We start from the raw sequence: 12,558 nt of genomic DNA, 5'->3' as shown, positions 1-12,558 counted from the left end.
GGCGCGACTCACCACAGGTTCGCGGCCGTGTCGGCATCCAGCCAGCCGCCGGTGAAGCCGGCACGCTGCAGGCCCCTGCGGATATACGGGTTCTTCTTCATCACCGACCAGACGAAATCGCTGCGGTAATTCTCGATCATCAACACGATCGGGCCCTGGTCGATACCCAGGTGCACGGTGTCGGCCCAGCCGAAGCCCGGGACCAGCTTGCCGGTACGCAGTTCGGTCTTGGTGTCGAAGGTCATGTTGAAGGCGTCGACGAAACCGTACTTCGTATAGATGTTCTGGCCGTACTTCTTCTTCATTTCCTCGAGCGCGGGGATCACGATTTCCGGCGCGAAGGCGATCGAGCCGCCAGCGGCCGTCGGCACGATGGTGCCATCGTCGGAGATGTAATCCAGGCCCGCGCCGCGGGCGGTGTAACCGGCGAAGGTGCGTTCCTTGTCACCCTGCTTGACGATCAGGCCGCCAGGGCCATTGCTCGCAGTGAGGCCCCAGACGTTCTTGCCATAGCCCTTCCAGCCGCCGGGATTGGCCACCGCATAGGCCTGCTGCGAGTAGGTCGCACGGCGGCTGTTCTCGAAGTAATCCATGTTGTGATCGCGGCCCCAGGCGTCGCGGATGCCGCGGAAGTCCACCCAGGTGTGGCTGTACTGGTGACCGAACAACGGGGCGAAGTTGAGGAAGGTCTGGCCGTGGAACTCGCCCCAGGTCTTGTCATAGGTGGCGGTCCAGGCGTGCCACGCGTCCTCGTTCACCGGATGCGTCGGCGAGCCCAGTGCCAGGATGTAGACCAGCATGCCTTCGTTATAGCCGGCCCAGTCGTGCGGAATCATCTTGCCGCCGGGCGTCCAGCCCATGCTGATCAGCGGGCCGTGGTTCTGCGCCCAGGTCCACTCGACGCGACGGTAGATGTCGTCGGCGAGCTGGCGGATCTGCGCTTCCTGCGGGTTGTCGCGGTCGTAGTAGCTCTGCGCGAACAGGATCCCGCCGAGCAGCAGGGTGGTATCCACCGTGGAGACTTCCGTCCAGCGCGCTTCACGCTCGCCGGTCTGCATGTTCAGGAAGTGATAGAAAAACCCCTTGTACCCGGTGGCGCCGTCTTCGGCGTCGTTCTGCGGCGCATCGTGGAAGAAACGCAGGGTGGCCAGCGTGCGCTCCACGGCCTGCTCGCGCGTGATGTAGCCGCGCTCCACACCCACGCCGTACGCCGTCAAACCGAAGCCGACCGAGGCGATCGAAGCAAAGGAGGGGCTCGGGTAATGGTCGGGAATCAGGCCGTTGGTCGGGTTGCCGCTGTCCCAGAACCACTGGAAGGTGCGCTTCTCAAGATCGACCACCATCGGCGGAACGGCGTGGAGGTCTTTCAACGCAGCGGCGGAGGCGGTGCCGGCGGATTCGTGCTTTTGTTTCATTGCGCCTTTCTGCGCCATGGTGAGGGGAGCGGCGCAGGCCAACATGACACCAAGTGCCAGGGAGAAACGTCTAATCGTACTGGAGTTCATGGCGCGCTTTCCTTCGGACTATTCGGGACTGGCGTCAACGACGTGGAGGCATCGCTGGCGCGTAAACGTTTACATCCAGGGGTCAGAGAAAGGCCCCGAAGGGCCTTGGTCGAAGCTGGAACCATACGATCCGGCCCGCGCTCTGGCAATCATCGGGTGCTTCACACCACCACCGCCGCTGCCTTGCACTCCCGGTCGATGAATTGCTGGTGCGTAGGCATGAGGTCGACATTCTTGGAAATGACATCGCGAATGCTGTCGAGGAACTTCGGCAGGTCCGCGTCCGGCATCTGGTCTACCAGGGGGTTGTAACCCGTCGGCATGATGCCCTGCCCGATCATCACCTGGATCCAGCTGACCGCGGCGAACATCTCGTCGGCGTTCCGGAAGAAGCGTCCGCTGTGGCGGAATAGGTCGATATTGGTCTTGAGCGAATCCGGGATCGACATCGTCCGGCAGTAGTCCCAGAACGGCGTGTCATCGCGGGTCGTCGCGTTGTAATGCAGGACAAGGAAGTCGCGGATGCGCTCGGACTCGAACCGGGTACGCTCGTTGAAGCGTTCGATCAGAACCGGGTCCATGACGCCATCGCTGGGGAACAGTTCGAGCAGCTTGGAGATGCCGGCCTGGATCATGTGGATGCTGGTCGACTCCAGCGGCTCCATAAAACCACTGGCCAGGCCGAGTGCCACGACGTTCCTGTTCCAGCTCTTCTTGCGCATGCCCGTGACGAAGCGCAGCGGGCGTGGATCGGCCAGTGCCTTGCCGTCGAGATTGGCCATCAGTTTCGCGGCCGCTTCGTCCTCGCTGATGAACTGGCTCGAATAAACATAGCCGTTGCCGGTGCGATGCTGCAGCGGGATGCGCCACTGCCAGCCGGCCTCGCGCGCCGTGGAGCGCGTGTAGGGTGTCGGCGCTTCCACACGGGCACAGGGCACGGCCAGGGCGCGGTCGCACGGCAGCCAGTGGCTCCAGTCCTCGTAGCCGGACTGCAACGCGCCCTCGATGAGCAGGCCGCGGAAGCCGGAGCAATCGATGAAGAGGTCGCCCTCGATCCGCTCGCCACTTTCCATGACGACGGCGGCGACGTGGCCCGTCTCCGGGTGCAGGTCGACGCTGCGGACCTTGCCTTCGGTACGGCGCACGCCACGCGCTTCGCTGTATTCGCGTAGATAGCGTGCGTAGAGCGACGCGTCGAAGTGGTAGGCATAACCGATGGTCGACAGCGGTGACCCGGCAGGAACATCGGTGGGCGCGGGCATGAACTTGCCCCGCGTTGCCGCCACCGTATTCACCGAATAATCGTGCAGGTCCGCATCCGAGTGCATGCCGGAGAGCCTGGCCTTGAGCCAGTACTGATGGAACGGCGTCAGGCCGATGTCATGGCCGATCACGCCGAACCCGTGAATATAGGTGTCACCCAGCTTTCCCCAGTCGCGAAACTGGATGCCGAGCTTGAAGGTGCCCTGCGTGCGTGCGACGAAGTCGGCTTCGTTCAGTCCGAGCAGGTTGTTGAACAACTTGATATGCGGGACGGTCGCCTCGCCGACGCCGACGATGCCGATCTCCTCGGACTCCACCAGCCGCACGGTGACTTGCTTGTTCAGCACGCGGATCAGCGCGGCGGCAGCCATCCAACCGGCCGTACCGCCACCTACGACGACGATGTTGGTGATGCCGTTGGCCATCGTTATCCACGCATGCCAGGAAAAGAAACGCGCCCGCGGGGAGACACACGGGCGCAAAGTGAAGACGCATCCGGCAAAGCCATCCGGATGCGCCTGTGGAGCGCTTTAAAACTTGAAGCCTGCAGTGAAGCGGGCCGTGCGCGGCACGAACGAGATGTTGCCGGTGTCGTTGTACTCCACCGAGAAGCCGTTCGGACCGACGGTCGGGGTGTAGTCGACGAAGTTCTTCCAGTTGAACACGTTGAGGATGTCGAAGCGGATGTAGAACTTGGTCTGGTCGTTCTCGCTGATCACGAAGTCCTTGGTGGCCTGGATATCGATGTCGCGATAGCCCCAGATCTTGCCGCCAACGAGGAACTTCGAGCCGCGCACTGTGCCAGCGACCGGACGTGAGCCTTCACCGTAGTTGTACGTCTCACCCGGAAAGCCGAGCACGCCGTTGTAAGGCAGCGGGGTTGCGATGGTCAGCTTGGCCGACATCGTGATGCCCCACGGGCCATCGAGCGAGCCGGTACCGACGAAGCGATGCTTGGCGACCGAGTTCGAAGTGATGAACGGGTACTGGTTGATCGTCTCTTCGTCGAACGAGTAGTGCTCGTTGATGTCGCGGTTCTGCTTGGCGTGGCTATAGGTGTAGGAGAAGTTGGCACTCCAGCCCGACTCACGCGTGTACGGCTTGTCGACCGAGAGCAGCAACTGCGTGGTGCGGGTGCGGATGCCGTTGTTGCCGATGATCATGCTGCCGAAGCCCGGGATGCCGTTGCTCCAGGGCTGGCTGCCGCCCTGGAAGAAATCGCCGTTCGGGTAGCGGTTGCCCAACGTGAACGCGAAGCCGTCGTATGAGAGCACGCGGGCTACGGTTACGTCGGTCTGCCAGTCGCCCAGCTTGTTCGACATGCCGATGCTGAACTGGTCGGAGTACGGCGCCTTCAGGTTGTTGTTGAGCATGTCGACTTCCTGGCCCTTGTTGGAGCCAGCGACAAGCGACTGCAGGTTCTGAAGACCGTTAAGGTACGCCGGGTCCCAGTTCACGCAGCTGGTGTTGGTACCGACGGTGCAGGGACGGCCCGGGATGTTGAACTGAATTTCCTGGATCGGCAGGGCCGACTTGGTCTGTTCGAGCTGCAGGTAGTCGTACAGGTTGCGGTCGTACGAACGGCCGTAACCGCCGTGGATCACATGCTCTTCGTCGGCGAAGAGGTCATACGAGAAGCCGACGCGCGGCGCCCACTGGTTCTGCGCCTTGCGGTTGTGGCCGTTGCTGATGTAGTCCTGGTAGTTCACACCACCCTTCGCCAGCGTCTGCGCGTAGGTCTGGCCCGGGAACTGGTCCTGTGCATTCTGGTCGAGCATGCCGAACGCATCGATCACGTTCTGCGGCGTGACCCAGTCAAGGTAGGACTTGGTTTCTTCCTTATCCCAGCGCACGCCGAGGTTCAGGGTCAGGTTATCGTTGACTGCCCAGTCGTCCTGGATGTATGCGCCGTACTGTTTGCTGCTGGTTTCCGACACCGGGTTGAGGCCGGGGACCGGATTGGAGAACTGGGCCTTGTACGGAAGCGGCTCGGTGCCGTCCGGGCCGACGTTGTAGAAGAACTGCGGGTTGGTGTCCTGGGCGTCCTGCGCGTGCAGCGTGACATCCTTCCACTTGTAACCGGCCTTGATCGTGTGATCGCCGTACCACTGGAGGTCGTTGAAGGTGAAGTCGTCCGAGATCATCGGACCTTCCTGACCCTTGATCTGCGTGGCGAGCGGACCGGCCGAACCCACCGCGACGATGTTCGAATCGTTCGACGGGCGATAGGTGTAGGTGTAACCGTTACCGTAGTTCACCGGCAGCGGATCGTTCGACGAATTCTCGTAGCTAGCCTTGAACTCGTTGTAGAACCAGTCGCCGCTGTGCTGCCAGCGGAAGGTGCCGCGGGTGTCATGGTTCTGGATCTGGACGCTGGCGGATTTCGCGACGGCCTTGGTGATGCCGTCGATCTGGTCCTCGCGACGCACCTGGGTGCTGATCTCGATGCGATCGCGGTCGGTCAGTTCCCAGTCGATCTTGCCGAAGTACAGCTTCTCATTGAACGGCAGGTTGGCCGGCCCGAGCTGCGAACCGACACCGGCGGGCAACAGCCCGGCCACGTTCGGCGGGGAGTTATCGCCCGGGCTGACCGTGGTCGGCGTGTCGAACTTCTTCTCTTCATACGCGATGAAGAAGTGCATCTGGTCCTTGATGATCGGACCGCCGAGCGCGAAGCCGTATTCCTTCTCGAACGAGTTCGCCTTCTTCCCGGCATCTTTTTCAGCGGGCGTCGGGCTGCGGTACGTGTCCGAGGTGTAGGTGTCGAACACTTCACCGTGGAACTCGTTCGTGCCGGACTTCGTCTCGGCCGTGATCACCGCCGACGAGACCTGGTCGTACTCGGCCTTGTAGTTGCTGGTGATGACCTTGTACTCGCCGATGGCGAGCTGCGGGAACGGGTTGCCCTGGCTGGCGGTCTGGCCGGAAACACCGCCCGACTTCACGTAGCTCTTCTGGCCCACGCCGTCGATGAAGACATTGACCGCGCTGGTGTTCTGGCCGCCGCTCTTGAGCGATGTATGGCCCTGCGCGTCGACGTTGAAGACCATGCCAGGCACGGTGTCGGCAAACTCGAGGAAGTTGCGCGAGACCTGCGGAATCGTCTGGATCTGGCGCAGCGAAATGGTGCCGCCGACTTCCGGCGTCTTCACTTCGGTCAGCGTCGTGGCGTTCACCGTCATGCCTTCCATCGCCGTGGCGTTGGAGGCCTTCGCGGTAACGTCGCCGGCACCGGCCGCGGCGGCGGCGAGGTTCAGCGTCGCGGTCGAAGCGACCGTCAACGTCACCGTCTGTTCCGTGCCGGGACCTGCGTCGACCTTGTATGAGGCCGGTGGCAGACCGTTGATGACGTACATGCCGTCGGCACCAGCCTTGGCGTGGCGAGTCAGGCCGGTCTGCGGGTTGAACGCGGTGACATTGGCACCCGGCGCGGTCTTACCGCGCAGGGTCGAGCTCGCGGACTGCGCGAACACGGACGGGGTGACCACAGCGGCGGCGACCGTCGCAGTGATGACGCTGGCGAGCAGTTTCTTCTTCAGATGCATCGAGGCTTTCATGGTTCCCCTCTCCCAAAAGGTTCTGTGTGTGCTGTTCCGGCCCGGCTGAGCACGAGACACGGCGGTCGACTTTTTCGTGTCGGCCACTCTTCAAAGAGCGTTCTGCCCTCCGCGTATCGCACCCGTTCCGCGCTTGCGGACCGGAAGATCGATCGAAGTCCTGTGTTTGGCGCCGTCCCTGAGGTTCCAGCCACGGCCCGGCAAGCCGTGTGTTCCGACGGGCGTCAGGCCCGTCGTCTTACCGTGTCGCCCCCGCCACATGAGGCGCGAACGACGATTTCGGTGCTGACGACATGTGGCTCGGGAGCCGCGTCGTCGGGTGCTTCGATCATGGCGGCGAGGCGCTGGAGCGCGGCCTCACCCAGTTCGGCGATGCGGATGCGCACCGTCGTCAGCGGCGGCGACACATAGCGCGCCATGGGAATGTCATCGAACCCGGCCACGGCGATGTCGTCGGGCGTGCGCACTTTCGCTTCAGCCAGGGCGGACAGGCAGCCGATGGCCATCATGTCGTTGGCGGCGAAAATCGCGTCGGGACGCGGCACCATCGCGAGAGCCTGCTTGCCGGCGTGGTAACCGGACTCCTCGGTGAAATCGCCTTGCAGGATCGCCGCACGCTCGCCGAGACCGGCAGCGGCCAGGGCATCGCGGTAACCGCGGATACGCTCCTGCACGTCGTGGTTCACTTCGGGTCCAGCAATGAAAACGATGCGCTTGCGGCCCAGGCCGAGCAGGTGCTCGGTCATGGCGTGGGCGCCGCCGAAGTCATCTACGTCGAGCGAGGCATGGCGTTCCGAGCGCACGTGGCTGTTGATCAGCACGGTCGGCAGGACGACGGGCAGGTTCTCGTCGAGGAAGGCTTCGTCCGCATGCGGTGACATCACCAGCAGGCCGTCCACGCGGCCCTGCATGGCGCGCAGGGCGATCGCGGCTTCCGTGGCGTCGCCATGGGAGCTGGACACCAGCAGGTAGAGGCCACGCGAGCGGGCGGCCAGGTCGATGCCGCGGATGAGTTCGGAGAAGAACGCGCCGTGCAGGTCGGGCAGGAGCGCCCCGATGGTCTGGGTGCGGCGGGTGATCAGGCTGCGCGCAGCATTGTGCGGCACGTAGCGCAGGCGGGTCGCAACTTCACGGATGCGCTTCTGGGTTTCGGCGGTCACGCCGCCATGCCCGTTAAGGGCCCGGGAAACCGAGGCCACGGAAACGTTGGCCATTCTCGCGACATCTTTGATGGTCACACTCACGCGTTTTTCACCCTCTCCCCCGCCCCGGAGGGCTGATGGCGCGGAACGTAAACGTTTTCATAGGAGGTTGTAAAGCGTTCGAAAACAAGGGGTTGTTGCAGTGCAGTAGTAAATCCGGCGTTACGTGATACCACTTGATCGCCCGTGTTAAAAATCCGTGTGATGTCAGCGCCTTGAGTGGTACGTAAACGTTTGCGGCGACGCAGCAGCCGCCGTGACGCAAATTTCACGGAGGTAAATAAATGTCGCGTTTAGTAACGCGCGTTACATGCGATCTCGTGATTTCTTGCGCCTGTCTTGTGGGAGCCGATTCATCGGCGAACGGGTGCTCGCGACAAAGGGGGCCGCTGCCGCGGCATCGCCGATGAATCGGCTCCTACACGCCGATGAATCGGCTCCTACAGGTAGAGTCGCGCTTCAGGCTTCCTGAGCGGTGGTCGAGGTGGTCGCAGTGGCGACCGCACGCTTCGACGACCACACACTGCACGGATCGCCTTCCACGGCACGCTTGCGGGTGGCGATGCCGAGCCAGGCAAAGCCAACGCCCATCGCAATGGCGACGAGGTCCACGCCGAGCACGGCAAAGCGGCCTTCGCCCAGCGTGTGCATAAGGCGATCGCCGTAGATCGTCATGTCGAGCACGCCCACTACGATGCTCACCAGCGCTGTGGCCCAGAGCAGATCCACCGCAGCCTTCGCCGGGCGCCGCCAGAAGGTCCAGATCACCGCGACCGCGAACGCGGTGAAGCACACCGGCTGGACGATCGCTTCCGGCTCGGCGCCTAACAACGGACCGACCAGATTGCCGAGGAAGGTCACCGAGATGGCGAAGCAGGACCCGATGCACACACCCACGGTGGCCGTGGCCATGGCGCGCACCTTCATTGGCTGCTCGGCCTGACGACGCTTACGACGCGTCTCGATGTAGAGCAGGTTGCCGGAATAAAAGAGGAAAGCACCGGCAAGGCCGAGCAGGAAGTAAAGCCAGCGCAGCGAGACGTTGCCGAACGAGCCGAAGTGCAGGCCGAAGATCGCCGAGTAGGTCGCATGGTTCGCGTCGCGCGCGCCACTTACCTGGACCTTCAACACACGGCCGTCGATGGCATCGAGCGAGACCATGCCGTATTCGCCGAGCGTCTTGGTCGAGGTGCCGCGCACTTCGGCAGCAGCTCCTTGCTGGCCGTAATGCACGTAACGCATGTAGTCGGGTTCGAAGTTCGCAGCACCGGAGGCGAGCGCCGCCTGTCGTGCCCGTGCACCGAGTTCGGTCGGGGTCAGCATCACCGCGCTGCCACCCTTCGCCGTGGTTTCGGGAAGCGCGCTGGTCATGCGTTCGAACGCGGGCAACAGCTTGCCGTCGAAGGCCACCGTGCTGAACGCCATCAACATGACCATGGTCAGGCAGAGCAGCGCGCCGGTGATGGCGAAGATGATGTGGAAGGGCAGGCTGAGGATGCCGATGACGTTGTGCGCGTCCTGCCACAGCCGCTTGAGGTTATGACCCGGACGCAGCGCGAACAGCTCGCGCAGCAGGTTGGGTAGGTGGATCAGCAGGCCGGTGAGCAAGGCGAGGCCATAGATCACGCTGACGATACCCATCAGGTAGATGCCGATCGCCGGAATGCCGAGGTCGTAGTGCAGCTCGTAGACGAAGTCGGCGAGCGCGTGCTCATGGTCCTCCGCATCGCGCGCGCCGCTTTCATCCAGCGTCTGGGTTTTCCAGTCGCCGCCCTTGTCCATCCAGTAAGCGGCCACTTCGTGCGACGGGTGATCGGCAGGGAAGGTCACGCCGATCTGGTCGCGTGCCCCGGGATGCGTGGCGACGATGCCTTCGAGCATCTTCCCCGCGCGATCCATCGTATCGGCGCGAGCCATCTCGGCCTTCGGCGATGCCCAGGTGTCGATCTCATCGTGGAACATCGTGAGCGCGCCCGCGTAGAACGCGATGAACAGCGCGAAGCCGGCGAGCAGGCCGGTCCACGTGTGCACGACAGTGAACGTGCGAACGGTCGAGGCTTTCATCGGATCAGAGCCCCGGCATCGTGTGCTTGGCAAGGAAGAGCGCGCCGAACGCGGCGAGATTGGCCATGGCCAGCCACGCCCACGCACGGGCGCCGCTGCGGAACATATAAGTGGCCGCCATGATCCCGGTCCAGGCCGGGAAGAAGGCGACCAGGAACGGCAGCGTCACGGATTCGCTCGAGCCGGGCCAGATCCAGATCACCACGGCGATGAGGGCCACCGCCAGCGGCAGGCCAAGCAGGATGCCGGCGAAGGTCTTGGCGAGCATCAGCGGGGCTTCCGCTCGGAGGCGGGACGGAAGAGCCACGCCACATAGGGGTAGGCGACCGCGCCAAGCATTAGCGCGGTGAGTGCGGAGAAGATCCCGGGAAGCGACGTCTCGCCGGCGATCCATGCGGTGAACGCGACCACGGCGAAGACCCACGCGGCCGTGCGGGTCTTGCGCCCCAACGGATGCGCCAGCAGGCGCTGGTTCCGCGCGGCGAGATAAGCGAGAGCCATGGCGACGAGGGCCGCCAGACAGCCAAGAAGATTCATACACGTGGCCGGGTCTGAGACTGATTGATAATTATTATCATTTGCAGAAGAGGCGTCAATTTCGCGGAACCGCTCACGACCGCCTTTGAACCGCCAAGCCGTGCCTCGGATGCACCGGCCGCTGGTCAACAAATCACCACCTGCTCAAGTTTTGACCAAACCGACCGTTAACTGAATACGGGGGTTAAGTAAAACTAGCGTTAACCCTCGCGTTAAATTAGAATTAACACCACACGAATCACCGCGTTGGCGTGTCTCGCCACGCAGTGCGACAGGAAACCAAGGTAACTCGTTGAAATAGCAGCCATGTTGACCACCATCCTCATTGCCACCACCCTCGTTGCCTTCGCTGTTGCGGCGGCCTCGGTGCGACGCATTCCGGAAGGCCAGGTCTACAGCGTGCGCCGCCTCGGCCGCTCGCCCTCGCTGCTTACCGCCGGCACCCACGTGCTCCTGCCGGTGATCGACCGCGTTTTCCACAAGATCGACCTCGGTGGCCAGGTGCTTCGTTTCGACGGCGGCACGGTCTACTGGCAGGTGCTCGAGCCGGCAGTGGCCGACGAAGTGATCGACGAAGCGCCTGAGATGATTCGTAGCAACGTCGTCGCCGCCCTGCGCGACGCGAGCACGGCCCATTCGGCCGACCGCCGCGCCGTCGGTACCCAGCTCAAGCACACCATGAATGGCTCGCTGCGTTCGCGCGGCATGCTGGTCACCCGCGTCGAGCTCGACGCCGCCTGATCCCCGCGCTGGCGCCTTCGCGCCGGCGCTTTCATACTCTTGCGCCCCATCACCATTCCCCGGTGCCGCATGACTGCGCGCGAAGCCCTGCAAACCCAGCTCGAACGCGGTATCGCCACGCTCGGCACCGCCCTGCCCGACGGCGCCGTGGCGCGCCTGCTGGATTACCGCGAGCTGCTGGAGCGCTGGAATGCGGCCTATAACCTCACAGCAGTCCGTAACGCGGACGAGCAGGTCGCGCGCCACCTTCTGGATTCGCTGGCCATCGTGCCGTTCGTCGAGGGCACGACGCTCGCCGATCTGGGCACCGGTCCGGGCCTTCCCGGCATCCCGCTGGCGATCGCCGAGCCCGCGCGTGAAGTCCTCATGGTTGACTCCAACGGCAAGAAGGTCCGCTTCCTGCGCGAGGCGATTCGTTCGCTGAAGCTAACCAATGGCCGCGCCTTGCAGAGCCGGGTCGAGGATGTTGAGGGCACGTTCGGCTGTATTACCGCCCGCGCGTTCGCCAGCCTCGCCGATATGCTCGGTTGGGGCGGGCACCTGCTGGCGCCGGGTGGGGTGTGGCTGGCGATGAAGGGCAAGCATCCGGCTGAGGAGCTGGATGGGGTGCCTGCGGGGTTTACCGTCGAGGGGATTCATGTGTTGACGGTGCCGGGGGTTGAGGGGGAGCGGCATCTGGTTGTTATTCGGCGGGGTTGATCCGCCGGGACCCATCGCGAGCACCCTTCGCCGCTGAAGCGGCTCCCACAAGGAGCAGCTGGCTGGCAGCCTGTAGGGCTCAGCCTGCTGGCAATGCTACGCTAGCGCCCCTTCCGCGCTCGGTAGATAACGACCCTCCATGGCCCGCATCCTCGCAGTCGCCAACCAGAAAGGCGGCGTCGGCAAGACCACCACCTCCGTCAACCTCGCTGCGGCCCTGGCCGCCGCGCGGCGCAAGGTGCTGCTCGTCGACCTCGATCCACAGGGCAACGCCACCATGGCGTCGGGTGTGGACAAGCACGAGGCCAAGCCGAATGGCTGCGAAGTGCTGCTGGGCGAAGTGGAGATCGGCAGCGTGCTGGTGCGCACCGAGGCGGGTTACGACCTGCTCCCGGGCAACGGCGACCTCACCGCCGCCGAGCTGAAGCTCATGGACGGCATGGCGCGCGAGCATCGCCTGAAGGAGCAGCTCGCCAAGGTTGCGGACAACTACCACACCATCCTGATCGACTGCCCGCCGTCGCTGCATTTGCTGACGCTCAACGCGCTCACCGCGGCCGACGGCGTGCTGATTCCCGTCCAGTGCGAGTACTTCGCGCTGGAAGGCCTGTCGAGCCTGCTCGATACGATCAAGGCCGTGCGCATGCGCCTGAATCCGGAGCTCGAGGTCGAAGGCCTGCTGCGCACCATGTACGACGTGCGCAACAACCTCGGCAACGAGGTCTCGGCCCAGCTCACCCTGCACTTCGGCGACAAGGTGCTGCGCTCGATCATTCCTCGCAATGTGCGTCTTGCCGAGGCGCCCAGCCACGGCCAGCCCATTCATCTTTACGATCGCGGTTCGCGCGGCGCCATCGCCTACATCGGCCTCGCCGGCGAAATCATTCGCCGCGAGCGCGCGATGAATGCACAAGCCGCAGGCGATACCCCAGAGACCGACGACGCGGCGCCCGGCGCCACCGACACGGCTCCGACGGCACCTTAAGGAAT

Annotated in this window: 10 protein-coding genes; 3 read left to right on the top strand and 7 right to left on the bottom strand. The window is 63.7% G+C overall.

Annotated elements, in window-relative coordinates; translation table 11 throughout:
- Positions 1 to 8: 8 nt before the first annotated feature.
- From C8J98_RS13035 to C8J98_RS13005, 7 genes are all read right to left on the bottom strand, one after another.
- Positions 9 to 1,460 carry a glucoamylase family protein gene (locus tag C8J98_RS13035; RefSeq protein WP_233260237.1) on the bottom strand — a complete coding sequence of 484 codons (1,452 nt, stop codon included), beginning with the start codon at positions 1,458 to 1,460 and terminating at the stop codon, positions 9 to 11.
- Positions 1,461 to 1,666: 206 nt separating this feature from the next.
- A complete protein-coding gene (locus tag C8J98_RS13030) occupies positions 1,667 to 3,193 on the bottom strand; it encodes a tryptophan halogenase family protein (protein WP_107913620.1) in 1,527 nt (508 codons plus the stop codon).
- Positions 3,194 to 3,298: 105 nt separating this feature from the next.
- A complete protein-coding gene (locus C8J98_RS13025) occupies positions 3,299 to 6,325 on the bottom strand; it encodes a TonB-dependent receptor (protein ID WP_107913619.1) in 3,027 nt (1,008 codons plus the stop codon).
- 224 nt (positions 6,326 to 6,549) lie between these two features.
- Positions 6,550 to 7,569 carry a LacI family DNA-binding transcriptional regulator gene (locus C8J98_RS13020; RefSeq protein ID WP_107913618.1) on the bottom strand — a complete coding sequence of 340 codons (1,020 nt, stop codon included), beginning with the start codon at positions 7,567 to 7,569 and terminating at the stop codon, positions 6,550 to 6,552.
- Positions 7,570 to 7,986: 417 nt separating this feature from the next.
- On the bottom strand, positions 7,987 to 9,591 hold the full coding sequence (locus C8J98_RS13015; RefSeq protein ID WP_107913617.1) for a PepSY-associated TM helix domain-containing protein: 1,605 nt from the start codon (positions 9,589 to 9,591) through the stop codon (positions 7,987 to 7,989).
- A 4-nt stretch (positions 9,592 to 9,595) separates the two neighbouring features.
- Positions 9,596 to 9,859 (bottom strand): hypothetical protein, encoded by a 264-nt coding sequence (locus C8J98_RS13010; protein WP_233260226.1) that lies wholly within the window; start codon positions 9,857 to 9,859, stop codon positions 9,596 to 9,598.
- Positions 9,859 to 10,128, bottom strand: a complete 270-nt coding sequence (locus C8J98_RS13005) for a hypothetical protein (protein WP_146171636.1) — start codon at positions 10,126 to 10,128, stop codon at positions 9,859 to 9,861. The genes C8J98_RS13010 and C8J98_RS13005 overlap by 1 nt, the downstream gene beginning before the upstream one ends.
- Before the next feature lie 306 nt (positions 10,129 to 10,434).
- Between C8J98_RS13005 and C8J98_RS13000 the strand changes: the two genes are divergently transcribed.
- From C8J98_RS13000 to C8J98_RS12990, 3 genes are all read left to right on the top strand, one after another.
- Complete coding sequence (locus tag C8J98_RS13000) at positions 10,435 to 10,869, top strand: hypothetical protein (protein ID WP_107913615.1); 435 nt, start codon at positions 10,435 to 10,437, stop codon at positions 10,867 to 10,869.
- A gap of 69 nt (positions 10,870 to 10,938) precedes the next feature.
- Complete coding sequence (gene rsmG, locus C8J98_RS12995; protein WP_107913614.1) at positions 10,939 to 11,568, top strand: 16S rRNA (guanine(527)-N(7))-methyltransferase RsmG; 630 nt, start codon at positions 10,939 to 10,941, stop codon at positions 11,566 to 11,568.
- Positions 11,569 to 11,707: 139 nt separating this feature from the next.
- Positions 11,708 to 12,553 (top strand): ParA family protein, encoded by an 846-nt coding sequence (locus C8J98_RS12990; RefSeq protein WP_107913613.1) that lies wholly within the window; start codon positions 11,708 to 11,710, stop codon positions 12,551 to 12,553.
- Positions 12,554 to 12,558: the final 5 nt, after the last annotated feature.

The sequence above is a fragment of the Luteibacter sp. OK325 genome (assembly GCF_003050935.1).
GTDB lineage: Bacteria > Pseudomonadota > Gammaproteobacteria > Xanthomonadales > Rhodanobacteraceae > Luteibacter.
The sequence above is the reverse complement of the archived record's forward strand: the minus strand, read 5'-3'. Positions and strand labels throughout refer to the sequence as shown.

Bases quoted from the DNA above. Each gene is read 5' to 3' on its own strand.
- C8J98_RS13030 (WP_107913620.1), bottom strand. From the start codon at position 3,193: ATGGCCAACGGCATCACCAACATCGTCGTCGTAGGTGGCGGTACGGCC.
- C8J98_RS12990 (WP_107913613.1), top strand. From the start codon at position 11,708: ATGGCCCGCATCCTCGCAGTCGCCAACCAGAAAGGCGGCGTCGGCAAG.
- C8J98_RS13015 (WP_107913617.1), bottom strand. From the start codon at position 9,591: ATGAAAGCCTCGACCGTTCGCACGTTCACTGTCGTGCACACGTGGACC.
- C8J98_RS13010 (WP_233260226.1), bottom strand. From the start codon at position 9,859: ATGCTCGCCAAGACCTTCGCCGGCATCCTGCTTGGCCTGCCGCTGGCG.
- C8J98_RS13000 (WP_107913615.1), top strand. From the start codon at position 10,435: ATGTTGACCACCATCCTCATTGCCACCACCCTCGTTGCCTTCGCTGTT.
- C8J98_RS13005 (WP_146171636.1), bottom strand. From the start codon at position 10,128: ATGAATCTTCTTGGCTGTCTGGCGGCCCTCGTCGCCATGGCTCTCGCT.
- rsmG (WP_107913614.1), top strand. From the start codon at position 10,939: ATGACTGCGCGCGAAGCCCTGCAAACCCAGCTCGAACGCGGTATCGCC.
- C8J98_RS13035 (WP_233260237.1), bottom strand. From the start codon at position 1,460: ATGTTGGCCTGCGCCGCTCCCCTCACCATGGCGCAGAAAGGCGCAATG.
- C8J98_RS13025 (WP_107913619.1), bottom strand. From the start codon at position 6,325: ATGAAAGCCTCGATGCATCTGAAGAAGAAACTGCTCGCCAGCGTCATC.